The organism is Burkholderia sp. YIM B11467 (assembly GCF_052952715.1).
The window spans coordinates 402,463-425,242 of sequence record NZ_JBQVSQ010000003.1 but is presented as its reverse complement, the minus strand read 5'-3'; the positions used below and the strand labels follow the sequence as shown (position 1 = coordinate 425,242).

Annotated in this window: 19 protein-coding genes; 12 read left to right on the top strand and 7 right to left on the bottom strand. The window is 69.4% G+C overall.

Annotated features, from left to right (window positions below; translation table 11 throughout):
• The first annotated feature begins 176 nt into the window (after positions 1-176).
• The 3 genes from ACTRWB_RS13970 to ACTRWB_RS13960 all read left to right on the top strand — a co-directional run bounded on the left by ACTRWB_RS13970 (position 177) and on the right by ACTRWB_RS13960 (position 5,222).
• Positions 177-542 carry a BON domain-containing protein gene (locus ACTRWB_RS13970; protein WP_446902239.1) on the top strand — a complete coding sequence of 122 codons (366 nt, stop codon included), beginning with the start codon at positions 177-179 and terminating at the stop codon, positions 540-542.
• Between the two features lie 138 nt (positions 543-680).
• Entirely contained in the window at positions 681-2,771 is a 2,091-nt protein-coding gene (locus tag ACTRWB_RS13965) for a D-(-)-3-hydroxybutyrate oligomer hydrolase (RefSeq protein ID WP_446902238.1), read from the top strand.
• A 612-nt stretch (positions 2,772-3,383) separates the two neighbouring features.
• Positions 3,384-5,222 (top strand): S10 family peptidase, encoded by a 1,839-nt coding sequence (locus tag ACTRWB_RS13960; RefSeq protein ID WP_446902237.1) that lies wholly within the window; start codon positions 3,384-3,386, stop codon positions 5,220-5,222.
• A 156-nt stretch (positions 5,223-5,378) separates the two neighbouring features.
• On the opposite strand, the gene ACTRWB_RS13955 is transcribed toward ACTRWB_RS13960, so the two are convergent.
• The 5 genes from ACTRWB_RS13955 to ACTRWB_RS13935 form a co-directional block, all read right to left on the bottom strand.
• Positions 5,379-6,167, bottom strand: a complete 789-nt coding sequence (locus tag ACTRWB_RS13955; protein ID WP_446902236.1) for a sulfite exporter TauE/SafE family protein — start codon at positions 6,165-6,167, stop codon at positions 5,379-5,381.
• A 294-nt stretch (positions 6,168-6,461) separates the two neighbouring features.
• Positions 6,462-7,901 (bottom strand): MFS transporter, encoded by a 1,440-nt coding sequence (locus ACTRWB_RS13950; protein ID WP_446902235.1) that lies wholly within the window; start codon positions 7,899-7,901, stop codon positions 6,462-6,464.
• A 118-nt stretch (positions 7,902-8,019) separates the two neighbouring features.
• Positions 8,020-8,751, bottom strand: a complete 732-nt coding sequence (locus tag ACTRWB_RS13945) for a DsbA family oxidoreductase (protein ID WP_193097737.1) — start codon at positions 8,749-8,751, stop codon at positions 8,020-8,022.
• A 210-nt stretch (positions 8,752-8,961) separates the two neighbouring features.
• On the bottom strand, positions 8,962-9,756 hold the full coding sequence (locus ACTRWB_RS13940; protein WP_129513850.1) for a helix-turn-helix transcriptional regulator: 795 nt from the start codon (positions 9,754-9,756) through the stop codon (positions 8,962-8,964).
• Positions 9,753-10,715: an ornithine cyclodeaminase family protein gene (locus ACTRWB_RS13935; RefSeq protein ID WP_446902234.1), complete on the bottom strand. Its 963-nt coding sequence runs from the start codon at positions 10,713-10,715 to the stop codon at positions 9,753-9,755. The genes ACTRWB_RS13940 and ACTRWB_RS13935 overlap by 4 nt, the downstream gene beginning before the upstream one ends.
• Positions 10,716-11,096: 381 nt before the next feature.
• On the opposite strand from ACTRWB_RS13935, the gene ACTRWB_RS13930 reads away from it, so the two are divergent.
• From ACTRWB_RS13930 to ACTRWB_RS13890, 9 genes are all read left to right on the top strand, one after another.
• On the top strand, positions 11,097-11,876 hold the full coding sequence (locus tag ACTRWB_RS13930; protein WP_446902233.1) for an ABC transporter substrate-binding protein: 780 nt from the start codon (positions 11,097-11,099) through the stop codon (positions 11,874-11,876).
• A gap of 67 nt (positions 11,877-11,943) precedes the next feature.
• Positions 11,944-13,188 (top strand): NAD(P)/FAD-dependent oxidoreductase, encoded by a 1,245-nt coding sequence (locus tag ACTRWB_RS13925; RefSeq protein WP_446902232.1) that lies wholly within the window; start codon positions 11,944-11,946, stop codon positions 13,186-13,188.
• Positions 13,189-13,713: 525 nt separating this feature from the next.
• Complete coding sequence (locus ACTRWB_RS13920) at positions 13,714-16,458, top strand: beta strand repeat-containing protein (protein ID WP_446902231.1); 2,745 nt, start codon at positions 13,714-13,716, stop codon at positions 16,456-16,458.
• A gap of 284 nt (positions 16,459-16,742) precedes the next feature.
• Positions 16,743-17,102, top strand: coding sequence for a COG4315 family predicted lipoprotein (locus tag ACTRWB_RS13915; RefSeq protein ID WP_048242825.1), 360 nt, complete (start codon positions 16,743-16,745; stop codon positions 17,100-17,102).
• 43 nt (positions 17,103-17,145) lie between these two features.
• The gene (locus ACTRWB_RS13910) at positions 17,146-17,661 is read left to right on the top strand and encodes a sigma-70 family RNA polymerase sigma factor (protein WP_048242823.1); all 516 of its coding nucleotides are present in this window, start codon (positions 17,146-17,148) and stop codon (positions 17,659-17,661) included.
• Complete coding sequence (locus ACTRWB_RS13905; RefSeq protein ID WP_446902230.1) at positions 17,658-18,440, top strand: anti-sigma factor family protein; 783 nt, start codon at positions 17,658-17,660, stop codon at positions 18,438-18,440. Before ACTRWB_RS13910 ends, ACTRWB_RS13905 begins: the two co-directional genes overlap by 4 nt.
• Positions 18,441-18,468: 28 nt before the next feature.
• Positions 18,469-18,888 (top strand): quinol oxidase, encoded by a 420-nt coding sequence (locus ACTRWB_RS13900; protein WP_446902229.1) that lies wholly within the window; start codon positions 18,469-18,471, stop codon positions 18,886-18,888.
• A complete protein-coding gene (locus ACTRWB_RS13895) occupies positions 18,885-19,517 on the top strand; it encodes a LolA family protein (protein WP_129513858.1) in 633 nt (210 codons plus the stop codon). Before ACTRWB_RS13900 ends, ACTRWB_RS13895 begins: the two co-directional genes overlap by 4 nt.
• A gap of 44 nt (positions 19,518-19,561) precedes the next feature.
• Positions 19,562-20,077, top strand: a complete 516-nt coding sequence (locus tag ACTRWB_RS13890; RefSeq protein ID WP_419686394.1) for an SRPBCC family protein — start codon at positions 19,562-19,564, stop codon at positions 20,075-20,077.
• A 26-nt stretch (positions 20,078-20,103) separates the two neighbouring features.
• Here the strand turns inward: ACTRWB_RS13890 and ACTRWB_RS13885 are convergent, their stop codons facing one another.
• Together ACTRWB_RS13885 and ACTRWB_RS13880 are read right to left on the bottom strand one after the other, a co-directional pair.
• Entirely contained in the window at positions 20,104-21,153 is a 1,050-nt protein-coding gene (locus ACTRWB_RS13885) for an ABC transporter ATP-binding protein (RefSeq protein WP_446902228.1), read from the bottom strand.
• A gap of 28 nt (positions 21,154-21,181) precedes the next feature.
• On the bottom strand, positions 21,182-22,780 hold the full coding sequence (locus tag ACTRWB_RS13880; RefSeq protein WP_446902227.1) for an ABC transporter permease: 1,599 nt from the start codon (positions 22,778-22,780) through the stop codon (positions 21,182-21,184).

Genomic DNA, 22,780 nt, shown 5'->3' with positions numbered 1-22,780 from the left:
GCGGCTGTCCGGCCCGGCCGGCCCGCTCTCGCGTGCGCCGGCTGCCGGCCCGTCTCGCCTCTCTCGCATCGCCGTGGAAATCACCGGCTGTCCCGCCCGTTCGCGCGCGGGCCGGCTGTCTTTGGGGGTATCCGGCCGTACTGTGCACGGCCGTTCCGGAGTTACAAGGAGATAGCATGAAGTCGATCGTGTTGAGAGCGTTGGGTGTCGCCGCCGTGGCGGCTTGTCTGTCGGGCAGCGTGTATGCGCAGTCGAGCGATGCGGCGGCCACCGAGGCGCCGGCGGCCGCGACGAGCACGCCGAAGGCCGCCGCGAAAACCGCGAAGAAGGCGAACCGCCAGCTCGGCTACGCGGTGCGCAAGGCGATTTCGAAGCAATCGGGCGTCGACGTGGCGAACCTCGTCGTGCGCTCGAAGGGCGGCGCGATCTCGCTGCAAGGCACGATGCCGTCCCAGGACCAGATCGACAAGGCTGAAGCCGCGGCCAAGGGTGTGAAGGGCGTGACGTCGGTCACGAACAAGCTGACGGTCCAGCAGCAGTAACGCCGGGCGGCGGCGCGCGAGCGCCGCATGCGCCTGCTTTCAGGCGGGCCCCGGCATGCCGGGGCCCGTTTGCGCTTCAGAGGCCGCGAACCGCGTGCGACGCGGCGGCGGACCGATAACGATATCGAGAGGGCGGCGATGACGAGGCTCGGGTGGGGCAGGCAGATGGTTTTCGGTGCGGCGCTGGCCGCTGTCGCGATGCTCGGCGCCTGCAACGGCAACGACACGGGCGAGCGCAACCGGTTGCCCGGCTTCGTGTCCGGCAGCGTGCGCACGACCGCCTACGACGGCGCGAGCGACGATCTGCTGACGGCCGGCCTCGGCAAGACGGGCCTCGGCGCGGCGACCGCGCCCGGCTTCGCGAACGCATCCCGGCCGACGAGCGCCGAGCTGCGCCGTCTCGCGATCTGGTCGAACTACCGCGCGCTCGTCGACATGAGCGCGAACGGCGGCTACGGCCGTTTCTGGGGGCCGAACGTCGACCTGAACGGCAACGACACCCTCGGCGAAGGCAAGATTCCCGGCACCGAATATCTCGCGTACTCCGACGACGGCAGCGGCAGCAAGAACGTGACGCTGCTCGTGCAGGTGCCCGCCAGCTTCGATCCCGCGCAGCCATGCATCGTCACTGCGACGTCGTCGGGTTCGCGCGGCGTGTACGGCGCGATCTCCGCCGCCGGCGAATGGGCGCTCAAGCGCGGCTGCGCGGTGGCCTACAACGACAAGGGCGGCGGCAACGGCGCGCACGAGCTCGGTTCCGACACGGTCACGCTGATCGACGGTACGCTCGCCAATGCGGTGCTGGCCGGCACCGCGAGCCTGTTTACCGCGAACGTGACGAGCGGCGATCTCGCGGCGTTCAACAACCGTTTCCCGAACCGCTATGCGTTCAAGCACGCGCATTCGCAGCAGAATCCCGAACAGGACTGGGGGCGCGTGACGCTGCAGTCGGTCGAGTTCGCGTACTGGGCGCTCAACGAGCAGTTCGGACCGCTGATCGACGGCTCGCATCACGGCGTGCGCTATCGCGCGGGCGACATCACGACGATCGCCGCGTCCGTCAGCAACGGCGGCGGCGCGTCGCTCGCGGCGGCCGAGCAGGACAGCCGCGGCTGGATCACCGCGGTCGTGGTCGGCGAGCCGCAGATCAACGTGCGGATGGCGCCGAACGCGATCGTGCGCACGGGCGGCCAGCCGGTGCCGTCGTTCGGCCGGCCGCTGGCCGACTACGCGACGCTCGCGAACCTGTTGCAGCCGTGCGCGGCCGCGTCGGCGTCGCTCGCCGGCGCGCCGTACCTGAGCGCGCTGCCGGCCGCGACCACGCAGTCGATCCGCACGCAGCGCTGCGCGACGCTCGCCGCGGCCGGGCTCGTGTCGGGCGGCGATACGCAGAGCCAGGCCGCCGACGCGCTAGCGCAGCTGCATGCGGCCGGCTATCTCGCCGACTCCGACCTGCTGCAGGCGCCGATGTGGGATTCGCAGGCGATTCCGGCGATCGCGGTCACCTATGCGAACGCGTACACGCGCTCGCGCGCCACCGACAACCTGTGCAATTTCAGCTTCGCGACGACGAACCCGGCGACGGGCGCGGTCGCGCCGCCCGCCACGTCGCCGATGCCGGCCGTGTTCGGCCTCGGCAACGGCGTGCCGCCGACGTCCGGCATCGACCTCGTGTTCAACACGGGGGCGGGCGTCGACCACCGGCTCGCGACACCCGACGCGAGCTTCGCGGGCGCGCTGTGCCTGCGCCAGCTGTGGACGAACGGAATGCTCGGGATGCCGGCGAACGTCGACGCGGTGCGCGTGAACGCGAACCTGCAGGGCAAGCCGGCGATCATCGTGCAGGGCCGCAGCGACGCGCTGGTGCCCGTGAACCACGCATCGCGCGCGTACGTCGTGCAGAACGGCATCAGCGAAGGCGCGCGCAGCCAGCTCGTGTTCTACGAGGTGACGAACGGCCAGCACTTCGACGCGTTCCTGCCGGTCCCGGGCTTCGACACGCGCTTCGTGCCGGTCCACTACTACAACCTGCAGGCGCTCAACCTGATGTGGCGGCACCTGAAGAACGGCGCGCCGCTGCCGCCGTCGCAGGTGATCCGCACGGTGCCGCGCGGCGGCACGCCGGGCGCCGCGCCCGCATTGACGAGCGCGAACCTGCCGCCGATCTCGACCGCGCCCGGCGCGAACGCGATCACGACCGGCGCCGGCGCGATCGACGTGCCGCTCTGACGGCGCCCGCCGCGCCGCCATCACGAAGCCGGACAGCCGTCCGGCTTTTTCTTTTGGCCGGATGGAATCGGTCCCGTGCCGCCTTTTATCCGAATGGCGAGCGCTGTAACAAATTATTACTTTACGGCGGTAAATCAGGACCCTAATATGCGCCGGTATTTTCACTTAATTTAATAAATTCCATATACGAGAATATTCCTTTCCGTTTAGTTAATCGATCCTTTCGATTTTATTAAATCGACTCGAGCTGCGATTGGTCGCCGTTGCGCGATTAATCGGCATCTTGCCGAGGGGGATTGTTCGTCTGTCGGAAGCGAAGCGCCCTTGTCGGGCGGGCTTTGCCGGGTATAGTTTTGCCGTTGATTTTGTGCGTATGCGAATGCGTGGAATGAATTCGCATTGCTGCGGATTATTGAATTGTCGTTTGCAATGGAATTGATTCCATTGTGCAGTCGCAAAAATATGGGTGGGGTAAATCATGCCGGTCGGTATTCGCCGATCCGGTAAAAAACTCGGAGTGCGTCGCATAACGAATGCATTCCCGGTGCGGAGCGTCGGCGCAAATGATCCTTTGCGGCCGGCGGTATTTATCGTTCTGTTCGAGAGGCAATAATGACGACACGGAAGTCCTTGAAAGACGGTTTCGCGCTATTCGGAACGACACTGAGCCTGCCGCTCGCCGCAGCCGCGGCCGCGGCGCTGCTCGTCACGGGGTGCGGCGGAGATGACGGGCCGAGCCCGACCGCTTCGGCCGCCGCCGCGGCCGCGACGACGTCAGGCGGCAGCACGTCGGCCAGCACCAACGCCACGGCCGCCACCCCGGCCGACCAGCCGTTCGTCGACACCGACGTGTACGGCACCGGGCCGAACGACGCGGTCACGGATTCGACGGAAGGCGCCGCGGTCGTGCACCGCCAGGTCACGATCGGCGGCAAGACCATCAAGTACACGGCCACCACGGGCCACCTGACGACGATCGACCCGACCACGTCGGCGCCGAACGCGAAGATGTTCTACGTCGCCTACACGCAGGACAATCCGGACCCGTCGAAGCCGCGCCCGGTCACGTTCTTCTACAACGGCGGCCCCGGCTCGTCGTCGGTCTACCTGCTGCTCGGCTCGTACGGGCCGAAGCGCCTGCAGTCGTCGTTCCCGAACTTCACGCCGCCCGCGCCGTACAAGCTGCTCGACAACCCGGACAGCCTGCTCGACCGCACCGACGTGGTGTTCATCAACCCGGTCGGCACCGGTTATTCGGCGGCGATCGCCCCGGCGAAGAACAAGGACTTCTGGGGCACCGACCAGGACGCGCGCTCGATCGACCGCTTCATCCAGCGCTACCTGACCAAGTACTCGCGCTGGAATTCTCCGAAGTTCCTGTACGGCGAGTCGTACGGCACCGCCCGCAGCGCGGTCGTGTCGTGGGTGCTGCATGAGGACGGCATCGACCTGAACGGGATCACGCTGCAGTCGTCGATTCTCGACTACGCGAACGCGCTGTCCGCGCCGGGCATCTTCCCGACGCTCGCGGCCGACGCGTTCTACTGGAAGAAGACGACGCTCAACCCGACGCCGACCGATCTCGACGCGTACATGGTCCAGGCCCGCAACTACGCGGACAACACGCTCGCGCCGCTGGTGCAGAAGCCGAACCCACAGGACGGCGGCTTCGTGAACGTGCGTCTGAACCTGAACCTGCAGACCGCGCAGCAGATGGGCTCGTACATCGGCACGGACCCGACGTCGCTGATCCAGACGTTCGGCAACCCGGCCGCGCTCGGCAACGTGCCGTCGTCGAACGACAACCCGCCGTATACGTTCTTCCTGACGCTCGTGCCGGGCACGCAGATCGGCCAGTACGACGGTCGCGCGAACTTCACGGGCAAGGGCATCGCGCCTTACATCCTGCCGAACTCGGGCAGCAACGATCCGTCGATCACGAACGTCGGCGGCGCGTACACGGTTCTGTGGAACAGCTACATCAACACCGACCTCAAGTACACGTCGACGTCGTCGTTCGTGGACCTGAACGACCAGGTCTTCAACAACTGGGACTTCAGCCACACGGACCCGACCGGCGCGAACAAGGGTGGCGGCAACACGCTGTACACGGCCGGCGACCTGGCGTCGACGATGAGCGTGAACCCGGACCTGAAGGTGCTGTCGGCGAACGGCTATTTCGACGCGGTCACGCCGTTCCACCAGACGGAGCTGACGCTCGCGCAGATGCCGCTCGATCCGACGATCAAGGCACAGAACCTGACGATCAAGAACTACCCGTCAGGCCACATGATCTACCTGAACGACGCGTCGCGGACCGCGCTGAAGAGCGATCTCGCCAACTTCTACGACGGCATCCTCGCGAACCGCACCGCACTGCAGCGCGTGCTGAAGCTGCAGGCGCGCACGCAGCAGCTCAAGCAGCAGAAGCTGCAGCAGCAGGGGCAGTAAGCGCCGCGGGCGGCTCGCGCCGCCCCGGATGGACGACAGCCCGATCGGCGCAGGCCGGTCGGGCTTTTTTTTTTTTACGGCGGGTGACGGGCCGGCGCGTCGTGCGCCGGCGGGGAAGGGGCGGGCTAACCGCGCAGGAAACGGCGGCCGGGCCGCCTACGCAAGCACGAGCCGCACGCCGACCGCGACGAGCGTCGCGGCGAGCAGGTTGCGCAGCAGCCGCTCGGGCGCGCGCGCCGACAGCAGGCTGCCGAGCACGATGCCGGGCAGCGAGCCGATCAGCAGCGACAGCAGCATCGACCAGTCGACCGAGCCGAGCAGCCAGTGGCCCATGCCCGCGACGAGCGTGAGCGGCACCGCGTGCGCGATGTCGGAGCCGACGATGCGGGTCGTCGCGAGTGCCGGATACAGCAGCAGCAGCACGGTCACGCCGATCGCACCGGCGCCGACCGACGTCATCGACACGAGCACGCCGAGCACGGCGCCCGTCAGCACGGTCGACCACAGCGTGCGCGCGGGGCTCGGCGCGAGCGGGTTGCGCGCGGCGAACGCGGCGAGCTGCGGCCGGAAGATCAGCGCGAGCGACGTGAGCAGCAGCGCGACGCCGAGCACGAGCTGGATCATCCGCGCGGTGCCCGGCGCGTTCATCCCGTGTGTGTGCAGCCACCACAGCGTGAGCGCCGCGGCCGGCACGCTGCCCGTCGCGAGCCGGCCCGTGATGCGCCAGTCGATCGAACCTTTCAGGCCGTGGACCAGCGTGCCGGTGCCCTTGGTCGCGGCCGCGTACAGCAGGTCGGTGCCGACCGCCGTCGCGGGGTGGACGCCGAACAGCAGCACGAGGATCGGCGTCATCAACGAACCGCCGCCGACGCCCGTCAGGCCGACGAGGATGCCGACGAACAGACCGGACAGGGAGTACAGCAGATCGATATGGGGGAGCGACATCGGAAGCAGGCGGTTATGCGGCGTTCGGCGGCGGCGCGTGGGTCAAAGTCCGCCATTGTCGCAAAAGTGGCGCGTCGATGTACGACTGCGTTAAAAATCGGCTGGGAAGGCCCGTGCGGCGGGCGTCCGGGCGGGTGTGAAACGGGCGTTTGGACGGGAAGAGGGGCCGCTGACGGCGATCGGCCTGCAAGGCATCGCAAACCGGGCGTGTGCGTGCTGCCCGGTTCATGCCAAAAAGGGCGCGATGATATGCGCGCGGGTTCGATGCCGGCGACGGGTGCCGCCGGCCACCAGTCAATGCATCGCGGGGCCGACGCCTTCGACCGCGTCTTGCCGCCGGATGCGCAGCGCGAGGCCGATCAGCGCGGCCACGGCGGCGAACGCCGCGCCGAATGCAAAGGCCGCGTGGTAGCCGCCGTTCAGCGCGGCGAGCGGTGCGGCCTGCGCGGCCGCGAGCGTGTCGGTGCGGGCGGCCGCGAGGCTCGCGAGCACGGCGAGGCCGAGCGCGCCGCCCATCATGAACGCGGTATTGACGATTCCCGACGCGAGCCCGGAATCGGCCGGATCGACGTCGTTCATCGCGGCCAGCAGCAGCGGGTTGAACGCGACGCCCGCGCCGATGCCGAGCAGCGTCATGCCGGGCAGCACGTGCCAGACGAAGCCGCCGTCGACCGGCGCGCGCGAGAACAGCGCGAGGCCGCAGGCCGCGATCAGCAGGCCGGCCGCGATCGGGCCGCGGATCCCGAAGCGCATCACGATGCGCGCGGACAGCCCGAGCGAGAACGCGGCCATGATCAGGTTCGCCGGCAGGAACGCGAGGCCGACCTGCAGCGGCCCGTAGCCGAGCACGCGCTGCATGTAGAGCGCGGACAGGAAGAACCACGCGAACATCGCGGCCGCCCACAGCACGGCGATCACGTTCGCGAGTGCGACGTTGCGCGCGGCAAACAGCGTGAGCGGCATCAGCGGATGCGCGGTGCGCGACTCGATCGCGATGAACAGCGCGAGCAGTGCGATGGCCGCGCCGAGCAGCGCGACGGTTTGCGTCGACAGCCAGCCGGCTTCGTTGCCGCCGACGATCCCGTAGACCGCCAGCATCAGCGATGCGGTTACGGTGATCGCGCCCGCGACGTCGAGCCGCGCGGCGGCGGCCGGCGCGCGCATGCGCGGCAGCAGCGTGACGCACATCGCATAGACCGCGATGCCGATCGGCAGGTTGACGAGGAAGATCCAGTGCCACGACAGCGAACTCGTCAGCAGCCCGCCGAGCAGCACGCCGATGCTGCCGCCGCCCGCGCAGACGAAGCCGTAGACGCCCATCGCGCGCGCGCGTTCGCCCGGCTCGGTGAAGAGATTCATGATCAGCGACAGCGAGACAGCCGACACGACCGCGCCGCCGAGCCCCTGCACGGCGCGCGCGGCGATCAGCATCGTCTGCGATTGCGCGAGGCCGCATGCGAGCGACGCAACCGTGAACACGACGAGGCCCGCGAGGAACATGCGCCGCTGGCCGTACAGGTCGCCAAGCCGGCCGCCGAGCAGCAGGCAGCCGCCGAACGTCAGCAGGTACGCGTTGACGACCCACACGAGGGCCGTTTCGGTGAAATGGAGGTCGGTGCTGATCGACGGCAGCGCCACGTTCACGATCGTGCTGTCGAGCACGATCATCAGCACGCCGAGGCAGAGCACGATCAGCGCGTACCAGCGCTTCTCGCCGTGGATCCCGTGAGTCATGGGCTCGCAGCCTTCCGATAGTTATCTGAAAGGCTGCATTGTAGATGCCGACGGCGCGGGCTTCCTGCCGGTTTGTGGCAGGAGCGTCGCGTAGTCGCGCGTCCGGACATGACGGATGTTACGAGCGCGCCGGCAGTTCGCAGCCGTCGGGGCCGCACGCGGCCGCGTCGTTGCCGTCGAGTTCGACGATGCCGTCGCGCCATGCCTGGTCGAGCGCCTGTGCGAATGCGTCTGCCGGCTGCGCGCCCGACACCGCGTAGCGGCCGCCGAACACGAACAGCGGCACGCCGCGCCCGCCGATTTGCTCGGCGCGTGCGATGTCGGCTTCGACTTCGTCGCGGTACGCGTCGCTGCGCAGCACGGCTTCGACGGCCGAGCGCTCGAGCCCGGCTTCGACCGCGAATTCGGTCAGCTCCGCATGATCGAACAGCGAGCCATGCTCGCAGAAATACGCGCGGTACAGCCGCTCGGTCAGCGCATGCGCGCGGCCGGTCGCTTCCGCGAGTTTCACGAGCCGGTGGCCGTCGAGCGTGTCGCCGGCGAGCGTGCCGGGCAGGTCGTAGCGCAGCCCAACGCTCGCGGCCGCGTCGGTGATCTGGCGCAGCATCTGGTCGACCTGCGGGGGCGACATCCGGTACTTGCCCGCGAGCATTGCCTCGACCGGCTCGACGGGGTGGCCGGGCATCAGCCGGTACGCGCGCAGCGCGACGTCGACGCGGTCGGCGTGCGCGAACGCGGCGAGCGCCTCGTCGAAGCGGCGCTTGCCGATCCAGCACCACGGGCAGATCAGGTCGGACCAGATTTCGACGGTCAGGGTCGGGCGGGTAGTCGGGGCGGGAGCGGTCGTCATGGGCGGTTCCGGGCGGCAAAAAAATGTAACCGAGACTATATCATTTTGTGCTTCGACGCTTCGTCGTCGCCAGGCCCGTGTGGAACGGGCCCGTGCCGGACGTATCACGAAGCATAGACACGGAAGCCGCGTCCCGATAGCGAGGGGCGATGCCGGCCGTTGCCGCGTGCCGCGACGAGGTGGGGCGAAGCGGCCCGCCGGGCACGCGGCTTACGCGTCGCCTTGCGTCTCCTTCAGGTGCTTGAGGTGCTTGTAGACCGTCGCGCGGCCCATCCCGAGCACGTTCGCCACGTAGTTCGCCGCGCTCTTGCCGCGGAACGCGCCTTCCGCGTAAAGCGCCTCGACGAGCTCGCGCCGGTGTTCGCGCGTGAGCCCGTTCAGCCCGACCTGTCGCTCGTGCAGCCAGCCGTGCAGGAACGTGTTGATGCGCTCCTGCCAGTCGTCGCGGAACAGTTCGTCGGGCTGCGCGACGATGCCCGCGCCCTTGATGAACAGGTCGAGCGTCGCGCGCACCTCGTCGAACACCGCGATGTTGAAGTTGATGCACATCATCCCGGCCGGGCGGCCTTCGTCGTCGAACAGCACGTTGCTGACGCAGCGCATCCGCCGGCCGTCCCAGTTCAGCTTCTCGTACGGGCCGATCACGCGCTCGCGCGCGGAATGATCGATTTCCTCGAGCGCGGAATCGTCGCCGACCTCGCGCTTCGACAGGTTGTTCGCGAGATACAGCACGGTCTGGTCGTGCAGGTCGTGGATCACGACTTCCGCGTACGGGAAGAACAGCGCGGCGATACCGTCGGCGATCGGCGCATAGCGGGTGAGCAGCAGGTCTTTGACGGGGGATTTCTTCTTGCGCATCGGTGTCGCCATCTCGAGTGGACGGGAGCCGGGCGGCGCATCGGGCCGGCGTGCCGCTGAGCCTGTGGCCGGCATGCCCGTGCGCCCGCGCGCGGCCGCCGCGGCGGTTGCGCCATTGTATCGGCCCCGCGCTCGCGTGCCGCTCATGCGCGTGTCAGGTGCGTGTACAGCGCGTGCGCGATGGCGATGTCCTCGAGCCCGAGGCCGATCGAGCGGAACAATACGTGACGCGTGCGCGACGGCGCCGCGCAGGTGCCGGCGACGAGCGCGGGCAGGTCGCCGACGATCCGCGCGGTGTCCCAGCCGTGATCGGCCACCGCGATCTGCATCTCGCCGGCGCTCGCGGGCGTCGTGTGCCGGTAGTCGCAGTACACGTCCATGTCGGGCAGCCACGCGGGCGGAATTTCGTGTGCGCGCGCGACGTTCGTGCTGATCGACGTGACGAGTGCGGGGCGCGTGAGCATCCCGTCGCCGAGCACGGGCGTGCCCGACGACGTGCACAGCATCACGACGTCCGCGTCGCGTACGCAGGCCTCGACGCTCGCAGCCGGCCGCACGCGCGGGTCGAGCTGCGCGAGCGTTGCCTGCAGCGCCGCGTCGCCGGCGAGTGCGGGCGAATACACGCGGATCGTCTCCCAGTCGCGCAGCGCCGCCGTGTGCCGCAGGTGCGCGAGCCCGACCGCGCCCGCGCCGACGATCGCGAGATGGCGCGCATCGCGCGGTGCGAGACAGTCGACCGCGAGCGCCGTCGTGCCGGCCGTGCGCTCGACGGTCAGCAGCCCCGCGTCGCACCACATCAGCGGCTGGCCCGTGCGCATCGACATCAGTGCGGTCCACGCTGTGACGATCGGTTTCCCGCCGGTCACGACGTACGGCGATAGCTTCGCGCCGAACACCTGTTCGTCGGCGAGCGCGCCGAGATAAGTGATGAAGTCGCCGGCATTTTCGGGAAACAGCGTGAGGGTCTGCGGCGGCTGCACAGCGCGCGCCGCGGCGAGCGACGCGAACATGCGGCGCAGCGTGCCGAGCACGTCGAGCGACGGCAGGGCCGCGCGCACCGCGGCTTCGTCGACGGTCAGCGGCAGGGTCGGGACGGTTTGCATCATGGGGACATCTCCGGTCGGAGCTGGACGGTACAGTCTCGAAAGACGGCGTCCGGCGGTGTTCGTGATGGACGAAAAGTCTAATATAGACAAACTAAATCGGGAGAATTTTTCTTTTCGAGACTCTGTGTTGTCGTGGGTTTTCTGGAAAACACTGGAAAATCAACGGTGTTTTCGAGTGGTCGTAAAAATTCAGGCGCGATGTGAAGGCGCACGATCCTCGTATCCCCTATAGTCTAATATAGACTTTGAGTCTATATTTCGCATGCAGGACACGACGTGTCGCCGTGCGGCGGCCGCCTCCCTCGAGTGCCGATTCGGCGCCCGGTCGAGGGCGTCGTGCGACCGATCTTCATCGCCTCAATCCAGAACAGAAGGACCGCCATGAACTGGAAGCTTTCCCTTTGCGCCGCCGCGGCGCTTGCATGTACGGCCGTCGCGGCCCATGCGGAACAGACCACGTTGCGCTTCGGGATCGAAGCCGCCTATCCGCCGTTCGAGAGCAAGACGCCGGCCGGCCAGCTGCAGGGTTTCGACGTCGACATCGGCAACGCGGTGTGCGCGAAGCTGAACATGAAATGCGTGTGGGTCGAGAATTCGTTCGACGGCCTGATTCCGGCGCTGCAGGCGCGCAAGTTCGACGCGATCAACTCGGCGATGAACATCACCGCGAAGCGCAAGCAAAGCATCGACTTCACGCCGGCCATCTACGTGGTGCCGATCGTGATGGTCGCCAAACGCGGCTCGCCGCTGCGGCCCGACGTCGCGAGCCTGCGCGGCAAGCACGTCGGCGTGCTGCAGGGCTCGTCGCAGGAGGATTTCCTGAAGGCGCACTGGGCCAATGCGGGCGTGGCCGTCGTGTCGTATCAGGACCAGGACCAGATCTACGCCGATCTCGTCGCGGGGCGTCTCGATGCGGCCGTGCAGGAAGCGCAGACCGCGCAGGACGGTTTCCTCGACAAGCCGGCCGGCCGCGACTACCAGATCGTCGGCGAGCCGCTGAAGGATCCGGCGACGCTCGGCGAAGGCACGGGCTTCGGGATGCGCAAGGGCGACAAGGTGCTGCAGGCGAAGATCGTCGGCGCGCTCGATGCGCTGAAGAAGGACGGTACGCTCGGCGCGCTGTCGCAGAAGTACTTCAAGCGCGACATCGTCGCGAAGTAAGCACGGCCGCGCGCCGGCCGCGGTGCCGGCGCGTGTCGCATCCAATCTCGACGCAGTACGGGGAACCATGGATTTCGACGTCATCGTTCTGGGGGCCGGCATCGTCGGCGTGTCGTCGGCGCTGCATCTGCAGGATCGCGGGCTGCGCGTCGCGCTCGTCGACCGGCGCGCGCCGGGCGAGGAAACGAGCCACGGCAACGCCGGGCTGATCGAGCGCTCGTCGGTCGTGCCGTATGCGTTTCCGCGCCGGCTCGGCACGCTGCTGCGCTATGCGCGCAACCGCTCGGTCGATCTCTATTGGGACTACCGCGCGCTGCCTGCCTATGCGGGATGGCTCGCGCGCTTCTGGCGCGAATCGTCGCCGCAGCGGCTCGCGGCCGCCGCGCGCGACCTGCTGCCGCTCGTCGCGGCGAGCGTCGTCGAGCACGACGCGCTGCTCGCGCGCACCGACGCGCAGCCGCTCGTGCATGACGGCGGATGGATCGAGGCATTCCGGTCGCTCGCGCTGTTCGATGCGGAAGCGCGTGCGCAGCAGCGCGTGGCCGCCGCGCACGGGCTGCGGATGACGGTGCTCGACGCGCGTGCGCTGCGCGAGCGCGAGCCGGGCGTCAGCGACGCGTTCTGCGGCGCATTCCACTGGCAGGATCCGAAGACCGTGTCGAGCCCGGGCGGGCTGACGAAGGCTTATGCGCGGCTGTTCGAACGCGACGGCGGCACGTTCGTGCGGGGCGACGCGACGACGCTCGCGCAGGTGGATGACGGCTGGCGGGTCGGTACCGAGCACGGGCCGATCTCGGCACGCTCGGCCGTGGTCGCGCTCGGGCCCTGGTCAGATCACGTGTTCGCGCCGCTCGGCTACCGGATTCCGCTGCGCGCGAAGCGCGGCTATCACATGCATTACCGGCCGACGCGCACGCCGCTGAACGTGCCCGTGTGCGATACCGAGGAAGGTTTCGTCGTCGCGCCGATGGAGGGCGGCCGCCTGCGGCTCACGACCGGCGTCGAGATCGCACTGCGCGACGCGCCGCCGACCGGCGTGCAACTCGCCCGTGCCGAACCGCTGGCGCGCGACGCGTTCGGCATCGGTGAGCGGCTCGATCCCGAGCCGTGGCTCGGGATGCGGCCGTGCACGCCCGACATGCGTCCGGTGATCGGGCCCGCGCCGCGTCATCGGCATCTTTGGTTCGCGTTCGGCCATTGCCATCACGGGCTGACGCTCGGCCCCGCGACCGGGCGCCTGCTTGCCGAAATGATGACGGGCGCGCCGACCTATATCGATCCCCATCCGTATCGGCCCGCGCGCTTCGGTTGAACCTGCGGCGCGGCGATACGGCCCCGGTTGCCGCCGCCGTGCGCGCTCCGATTGCGATGCGGCTGTCACAGTTTTTCGTTCGGCTGTCCGTATTGTCGAATGCCACGCGATCGGAAATGATCTGCGTAATCGTCAAGAAAGAAATCGCGGAATAAAGAAAATAAGCCAATTCGCGATTTATCAATGCATTTTCATATCGCTGAAATGCGCAATGCGTAGCCGGCACTGACGAGGTGCCGCACCGTCGCGACCGGACGTTCCGGCGTGACGCGGAATGTACCGGAACACGTTACCACGGGGCTCGCAAACGTTACGTTACATCCGCGTTCCATCAGCCTTTTTCGTCAGATGATTCGGACTCCGCAACCGTCCGCAACCCGCCTGTTTCGCCTGAAATCAATAAAAAAAGCGTTATCGAGCAGAAATGGACAGACGAATGGATCCGCTTTTTTGAATTGGCACGCTTCGTGCAATCCGTCCCCATGCTTTATCAACGTAGTGCCAACCGAGATGGGGTGAATAAGGATGGGACAAAATCTTAAATTGACGGGTGTGGCGCTGTCGGTCGCGACGGTGTTCGGGGTACTGGCTTCGGGTTCCGCGATGGCGGGGGCCCTCGATTCGCTGCCGATCCCGCAAGTGATCGTCAATCCGCCGACGAACAGCGTGTCGGTCGGGCTGGTCGCGACGGGCACGTCGCCGCTGGGCTCGGTGACCGTGGCGGCGGGCGGGGCAGGCGCAATCCAGACGTCGCTCGGCGATCCCGGCCAGGTGCTGTCCGGCGCCGTGGGGGCGGTGACGGGGGCACTCGGTGGTGGCGGCGGCACGGTGACGCCGCTCGCGCCGGTACAAGGTGTGCTGAACCAGGTGACGGGCGCGCTCGGTAGCGGCAACCCGGCGGGCGCGTTGACCGGTGCATTGAACACGGCGACCGGCGCGCTGAGCAACGCACTCGGTACCGCAACGGGCGCACTGGGCGGTATCGGCGGCGGCGCGAATCCTTTGGCGCCGGTACAAGGTGTGGTGAATCAGGTGACGGGTGCGCTTGGTGGCGGCAACCCGGCAGGCGCATTGACTGGTGCACTCGGCACGGTGACTGGCGCGCTGGGCGGTATCGGCGGCGGTTCGAATCCGCTGGCGCCGGTGCAAGGTGTGGTGAATCAGGTGACGGGTGCGCTCGGTAGCGGCAACCCGGCAGGCGCGTTGACCGGTGCACTCGGCACGGTGACCGGTGCGCTGGGCGGTATCGGTGGCGGTTCGAACCCGCTGGCGCCGGTGCAAGGTGTGGTGAATCAGGTGACAGGCGCGCTCAGCGGCGGCAATCCGGCCGGTGCACTGACTGGCGCATTGAATACGGCGACCGGCGCGTTGAGCAACGCACTCGGTACCGCAACGGGCGCATTGGGCGGTATCGGCGGCGGCTCGAACCCGTTGGCGCCGGTCCAAGGCGTGGTGAATCAGGTCACGGGCGCGCTGAGCGGCGGCAACCCGGCGGGTGCACTGACCGGCGCGCTGAACACGGCGACGGGGGCACTGAGCAGCGCACTCGGCTCCGCAACGGGCGCACTGGGCGGCATCGGTGGCGGCAACCCCGCAGGCGCACTGACCGGCGCTCTCGGCACGGTAACGGGTGCATTGGGCAACATCGGTGGCGGCTCGAACCCGCTCGCGCCGGTCCAGGGTGTGGTGAACCAAGTCACGGGCGCCCTCGGTGGCGGCAATCCGGCCGGCGCGCTGACCGGCGCTCTCGGCACGGTAACGGGTGCATTGGGCAACATCGGTGGCGGCTCGAACCCGCTCGCGCCGGTCCAGGGTGTGGTGAACCAAGTTACGGGCGCCCTCGGCAGCGGCAACCCCGCCGGCGCACTGACCGGCGCACTCGGCACGGTAACGGGTGCATTGGGCAACATCGGTGGCGGCTCGAACCCGCTCGCGCCGGTCCAGGGTGTGGTGAACCAAGTTACGGGCGCCCTCGGCAGCGGCAACCCCGCCGGCGCACTGACCGGCGCACTCGGCACGGTAACGGGCGCACTGGGCAACATCGGCGGCGGTTCGAACCCGATCGCGCCGATCCAAGGCGTCGTCGACCAGGTCACGGGCACGCTCGGCAGCGGCAACCCGGCCGGCGCGCTGAGCAATGCGGTCAACACGATCACGGGCACGCTCGGCAACGTCGGCGGCGCAGGGAGCCCGCTCGCGCCGGTGCAAGGCGTCGTCACGCAGCTCGCGGGCACGCTCGGCGACGGCAATCCGGCAGGCGCACTGACGAACGCGCTGAACTCGGTGACGGGTGCGCTCAGCGGCGCGAACCCGCTGGCGCCGGTGCAAGGCGTCGTGAACCAGGTCGTCGGCACGCTGTCCGGCGCCGGCGGCGGCAGCCCGATCACGCCGATCACGAACCTCGTCAACGGCCTGCAGAACGCGCTGCCGACGGGCGGCAACGCGGCCGGCGCGCTGACCGGCGCCCTTGGCTCGGTGACGGGCGCACTCGGCAACCTCGGCGGGTCGAATCCGCTGGCGCCGGTGCAGGGCGTCGTGAACCAGGTCGTCGGCACGCTCGGCAGCAGCAACGCGGTCGGCACGGCCACGAACGCACTGGGTAACGCGGTCGGCTCCGTGGTGGGCGCGCTCGGCGGGCTGGGCGGCACGAACCCGCTGGCACCGGTGCAAGGCGTCGTGAACCAGGTCGTCGGTACGCTCGGCAGCGGCAATCCGGCCGGTGCACTGACGGGCGCGCTGAACTCGGTGACGGGCGCACTCGGCAACCTCGGCGGGTCGAACCCGCTGGCACCGGTGCAAGGCGTCGTGAACCAGGTCGTCGGAACGTTGTCGGGCGCGGCGGGCAACAACCCGATCGCACCGATCACGAACCTCGTGAACGGCCTGACGGGCGGCGGCAACCCGGCCGGCGCACTGACCGGCGCGCTCGGTTCGGTGACGGGCGCACTCGCGAACGGTCCGGCGGCCCTCGGGCAGGCTGCCGGCGCGTTGACGGGCGCGGCCGGTTCGACGGCTGCGGCCGGCGGCAGCCTGCTCGGTTCGGGCGCGAACGCGGCCGGTGGCACGGCGGGCGCGGTCGGCTCGCTGCTGACGACGGGCGCGAACGCGACGGCGACGGTCGTCAATGCGGTCGGCACGACGGTGGGCACGGCGCTCGGCTCCGCGCCGGGCCTGTCGGTCACGCCGCATTCGGGCAGCAGCTCGCCGAGCAACCCGCTTGCACCGGTGACGTCGCTGCTCCAGTCGCTGACGGGCGCACTGCCGAAGTAACCTGCCTGATTGCCCGGCGGCGCCGTCTCGGCCGCCGGGCAATACGGGGCGCGCAACGCGGCATGACAGGAATGTCATGCCGCGTTGTCTTTTGATGCCGCGCTTTCTTTCGTCGCACGAATGGCCGCTGCCGACCCGCGCCGGACGGCATGGAATAACCGGCCGCCTCCGTCCGTTTACATACCGAATCCCGGCACGGCCGCCCGGCGGGATAATGATCGCGACGAAGCCGATCGTCCCGTCCGGTGCCGCCGTGCCGCGAGGCCACGTCAAGGAGAACGGCAATGAAACGGATGCTCCTCGCCGCCGCGCTGACAGCGGCGATCGTGCGGCCGGCGGCCGCGGAACCGCCCCAGGTCGGCGACGGGAAACTGGTCGACGAAGCGCACATGACGTTGTACGTGTTCGATCGCGACGCGCCTGGCAAGAGCGCGTGCGACAGCGCCTGCGCGGCCAACTGGCCGCCCGCGCTCGCCGACCCGTACGACAAGGCATCGGGCGCGCTGAGTCTCGTTGCGCGCGACGATGGCAAGAAGCAATGGGCGTATCGCGGGCGCCCGCTGTATCGCTGGAAGATGGATCACAAGGCCGGCGACACGGGCGGCGACGGGATCGGCGGCATGTGGCACGTCGCGCGTCCATGATGGCGCGACGGTGTGATGGGGCGGCGACGCGCGAGGCATCCTGATGAGCTACGAATCGGATCTGCTGGTGTGGCTGCCGCATCTCACGCGCTATGCGCGTGCGCTGACGGGCGACCGGGCCTGGGCGGACGATCTCGTGCAGGACACGCTCGAGCGTGCGCTGAACCGGCCGCCGCGCGATGGCGGCAACCTGCGCGCGTGGCTGCTGACGCTGCTGCGGCATCGCTTCATCGACCAGTTGCGTGCGCGGCACGAGATCGCGGTCGACGACGCGACGGCGCCGTGGCAGACGATGGCCGCGCCGGCCGGCGAGATCGGCGGGCTGGTGCTGCGCGACGTGCAGCGCGCGCTGTACCGGCTGCCGGTCGAGCAGCGCGAGGTGCTGCTGCTGGTCGCGCTCGAAGAGTTGAGCTATCGCGACGCCGCGCAGGTGCTCGGCGTGCCGGTGGGAACCGTGATGTCGCGGCTCGCGCGGGCGCGCGGGCAGATGCGCGCACTGCTGTCGGACGAGCCGTCGGCGCACGGCACGGCCGCGTTACGGGTGATCGGGAAAACATGATGGACGATTCGCACAAGCCTTCGAACGAGCGGGACGACGATGCGTCGGCACAACTGCTGTCCGCGTTGCTGGACGGCGAGCTGTCCGGGCACGAGCACCGCGAGGTGCTCGAGCGCCTGCAATCCGATCCGGAGGAGGCCGAACGATTCGCACATTACCGGGCGCAGCGCGACGCGCTGCAGGCGCTGTTTCCGCTGCCGAGCGCCGCGTCCGCGCTGTTCGTGCAGCGTCGCGCGTCGCGCCGGCGCGGGTTCGCGTATGCATTCGCGGGGCTGGCGGCCGGGCTGCTGATCGGCGTCGCGCTGCACGCGGGCTGGACGGCGTTCGGCAGCGCACCGGCGTTTGCCGCGCGCGCGGATGTCGCGTATGCGGTGTACGCAGCCGATCGCGAGCATCCGGTCGAGGTCGGCGCGGGCAATCCCGAACGTCTCGCCGCGTGGCTGTCGGCGCGTGTCGGGCGACCCGTGCGCGCCCCGTCGCTCGACGAATACGGCTATGCGCTGCTGGGCGGCCGCTTGCTCCCCGGCGAAGCGGGGCCGGCCGCGCAACTGATGTACCAGCGCGCGGACGGCGAGCGCGTGACGCTGTACGTGACCGCGTACGACACGCGGCACCTCGCGCCGCAGGCGATGTCGGCCGACGGCCGCTACACGTATTTCTGGTCGGATCGCGGCATGGGCTACGCATTGTCCGGCCGCGGCGACGAACGACGCCTGCGCGAGCTCGCGATCGAAGCGTGCGGCGCGCTCGGCGGCTCGACCGACGCGTGGAAGGGATGACGCGCGCGGCGCCGGCAGGGAGCAGCCGATGAAGACGACGATGGCAAAGGGGCTGGTGCTGGCGGCGCTCGTGACGGGCGCCGCGCTTGCACGAGCGGACGGCGACGCGCCCGTGCGCGTGCCGGTCGACGCCGACGGCGTGCAGCGGGTGGCGATCGTCGGCGGCAGCTATTTCTTCCATCCGAACCACGTGATCGTGCGGGCGCACGTGCCGGTCGAGCTGACAATTTCGGCGGAGCGCGGCCTGGTGCCGCACAGCTTCGAAATCGATGCGCCGCAGGCCGGTATCGCGGTGCACACCGAACTGACCACGACACCGAAGACCTTTCGCTTCACGCCGACACAAGCGGGCCGGTTCGCCTACTATTGCACGCATCGGCTGCTGTTTTTCAGGAGCCATCGCGAGCGCGGGATGGAAGGCGTGCTCGACGTCGAGGCGGCGCCGTGATCGCCGCGTTGCTGGCCGCGAGCCTGATAGGAGCGAGCATGACAGCCGATCCCGTGACCGTCGCGCAGACGCATTTCGACCACGTCCGCTCGTACCGCGCGACGATCCGCTCGTCGGCGCGGGGCGGCGAGCACACCGAATTCCGCTATGCGTACCTGAAACCGGGTTTCGTCCGGATGGATTTCGTGTCGCCGCATCACGGCGCGGTGCTCGCGTACGATCCCGGCGAAGGCAAGGTGCGGCTGCGCCCGTTCGGCGCACACGCGCCGCCCGCGCTGACGCTGTCGCCGTCCAATCCGCTCGTGCGCGACCGCAGCGGCCACCGGGTCGACCGGTCGGACGTCGGCGAACTGCTGCGCAACGTTCATGCGCTGCAGCAAGGCGGCGCGACGGTGACCGAAGGCGAGGAGGCCGTCGGCGGCCGGACCGCGCTGCGCGTGTCGGTCACGGGCGCGCCCGCGCACGTGGTCGACGGTGTGCATCGCTACCGGTTGTGGCTGGACACCGAGGACGGCTTTCCGCTGAAGGTCGTCAGCTTCGCGGACGATGACGACGTGCCGCTCGAAACCGTGACGCTTGACGATGTCGAGATCGACGTCGCGTTTCCCGAGCGCTTCTTCGCGCCCTGACCGGCGCCCTGATTCATGCCCGTGACGGGCACGCCGGAGGCTGCATGGCGGAATACCGGTTCTCGACGACCTGGCGCGTGGATGCGCCGCTCGCGGCGGTCTGGGACGCGATCTACCAGGTCGACCGCTGGCCCGACTGGTGGAAGGGCGCCGTGCGCACCGTGGAGATCGAGGAGGGCGACGCGCGCGGCGTCGGCGCATTGCACCGATATACGTGGAAGGGCGCGCTGCCGTACCGGCTGACCTTCGACATGCGCGTGCGGCGCGTCGAGCCGCCGCATGCGCTCGAAGGCCGCGCGAGCGGCGCGATCGAAGGCAACGGATGCTGGTCGTTTGCCGGTGACGGTGCGTGCACCGTCGTGCGCTACGACTGGCATATCCGTACGCACGTGCGCTGGATGAACTGGCTGGAGCCGCTCGCGCGGCCGCTGTTCCGCTGGAATCACGACGTCGTGATGCGCGAAGGCGCGAAGGGTCTCGCGCGGCTGCTGGGCGCGGCGGTCGAGACGGAGGGCCGGACGTTCCGGCCGCTGTCGGGCGCGGGCTGCGCCGACGCGTGACCGCGTGTGACGACGATCCGCGCCGCTCAGCGCGCGTACGCCATCACCGCGCCGTCCACCACCAGTGCCACGCGTTCGCCGATGGCCGGACACCGGTGTCCCGGCACGCGTACGCGCACGAGTACGTCACTATCGGCATCGAGGCGCGCGAGCACGTCCGCGTCCTGGCCTGCGAACTGCGCGGCTTCGACGCGCGCCGTATGGCCACGTGCCGCGTCGACCTGCGTGACCGGCACGATGCCGATCTGCTCGGGACGCAGCATCGCGTCGGCCGGCCCGTCGGGTAGCGGCGCGACGAGCGGCAGGTCGCCGAGCGCGCACGCGATGCGCGCGTTGTGCACGCGGCCCGCGAGCAGCACGGCCTGACCGACGAACGACGCGACGTCGCGCGTCACCGGCTGCCGGTACAGCATCTGGGGCGCGGCCGTCTGCACGAGCCGGCCTTGCCACATCACCGCCACTTCGTCGCCGAGCGTCATCGCCTCGGGCTGGTCGTGCGTGACGAGCACCGACGTCGCGCCCGCCGCGGCGAGCGCGTCCGCGACCGCGCTGCGCGTTTCGTGCCGCAGCGACGTATCGAGCGCGGAAAACGGTTCGTCGAGGATCACGAGCGACGGCTCGGGCGCCAGCGCGCGCGCGAGTGCAACACGCTGCTGCTGCCCGCCGGACAGTTGCTGCGGCGCACGGCTCGCATACGAAGCGGGCAGGCCGACCATCTCGAGCAGTTCGTCGACGCGATGATGGCGCCGCCGCGCCGCGCGCGGCAGCCCGAACGCGATGTTGTCGGCCACCGACAGATGCGGAAACAGCGCGCCTTCCTGCGGCACGTAACCGATCCGGCGCTGTTCGGGCGGCAGGTGCACGTCGGGCGCGGCCACACGACGCCCGTCGATCTCGACGGTGCCGCGCTCGGCACGCTCGAAGCCGCACAGCACGCGCAGCAGCGTCGTCTTGCCGCTGCCGGACGGGCCGAGCAGCGCGAGCCGCGAGCTGCGCCGCACCGTGAGATCGATGTCGTGCAGGACGGTATGCGATCCGAACGATTTGGACAGGCCGTGAATGCGTAATTCGCTCATGAGCGGTTCCGGAGAAAAAGGGCGGCGCTCAGTCGCGCACCGACGCGCGGCCGAGCAGCAGGAACAGCAGTCCCGAAGCGCCCAGCGACAGCGCGACGAGCAGCGCCGCATAAGGCGCCGCGGCCGCGAACGCGAGCGTCGCCGTATCGCTCCACACCTGCGTCGCGAGCGTGCGGGTGCCGATCGGCGACAGCAGCAGCGTCGCGTTGAGTTCCGTCACGACCGAAATGAACACCATCGTCGCAGCCGCGCCGAGGCCCGGCGCCGCGAGCGGCAGCACCACGCGCGTGAGCGTCGCGCGCCAGCCGAGGCCGAGCGAGCGTGCGGTTTCCTCGAGCCGGACCTGCACGTGCGACAGCGCCGCACGCACGCTGACGACCGCGAGCGGCAGGAACAGGATCGCGTACGCGCCGACGAGCGCCGGCGCGCTCTGGTAGAGCGGCTGCAGCAGCCGCACCGTGATCGACACGATCGCGAGCGCGACGACGATGCCCGGCACGCCCTGCACGGTCATCGCCGTGCGTTCGAGGAGCGTCGCGACGCGGCCCGGATAACGGACCAGCAGGAACGCGAGCGGCAGCGCGAGCAGCGTCGTGACGGCCGCCGCCGCGAGGCCGTAGCCGCTCGACGCGAGCGTGGTCTGCCACAGCAGCTCGGGCGACACGTCGGCCGGCGTGACGGCGGCCGCGCCCTGTTGCGTGAGCCAGTAGCCGATCATCGCGAGCGGCACGCCGAGCGTCGCGGCCGCGAGCGCGGCAAACGCGACGGCGACCGGGCCGCGAAGATACCCGAGCGGATAACGCATCGCGACGCGGCGCGCGGCGCGGTGCGTATGGCCATAGCGTGCATGGCCGCGTGCACGCGCCTCGATTGCGAGGCACAGCAGGCACAGCGCGATCAGCACGCAGCCGAGCAACGATGCGCCGCCGCCGTCGAACGCGGTGCGGTATTCCGCGAAGATCTCGGTGGTGAAGGTACGAAAGCGCAGCAACTGGAACGCGCCGAACTCCGACAACACGCCGAGCGCGACGAGCAGCATCCCGCCGCACAGCGCGGGGCGCAACTGCGGCAGCACGACGCGAAAAAAGGTATGCCACGGCGAGCAGCCGAGCGTGCGCGCGCTTTCTTCGAGTGCGGGATCGAGCTCGCGCAGCGCGGCGGCCACCGGCAGATAGACGAGCGGAAAGTACGCGGACGTCAGCACGATCAGCGCGCCGAGGAAATCCTGCAAGTCGAGGCTCAGCGACACCCACGCATAGCTCGTGATGAACGGCGGCACCGCGAGTGGTGCGGCGGCGAGCGCGGTCCACAGCGGCCGGGCCGGCAGGTCCGTGCGCTCGATGAACCACGCGACCGCGGTGCCGAGCAGCGTGCACGCGACGGTCGCGGCGAGCGTGATCGACAGCGTGTTGACGAGCAGTTCGCCGACGAGCGGCCGCCACAGCAGCTCGATCGCATCGTCGAAGCCGAAGGTTGCCGCGCGGTACAGCGTGAAGCCGAGCGGCAGCAGGATCAACAGCGGCCCGCACGCGGCCGCGGCGACGAGCGCGCGCGACGGGCGCCGCCGCGTCGCGGTGCGTTCGCCGTCGTGCACGGCGCGCGCCGTGCGGGACACGGCGTCGCTCAC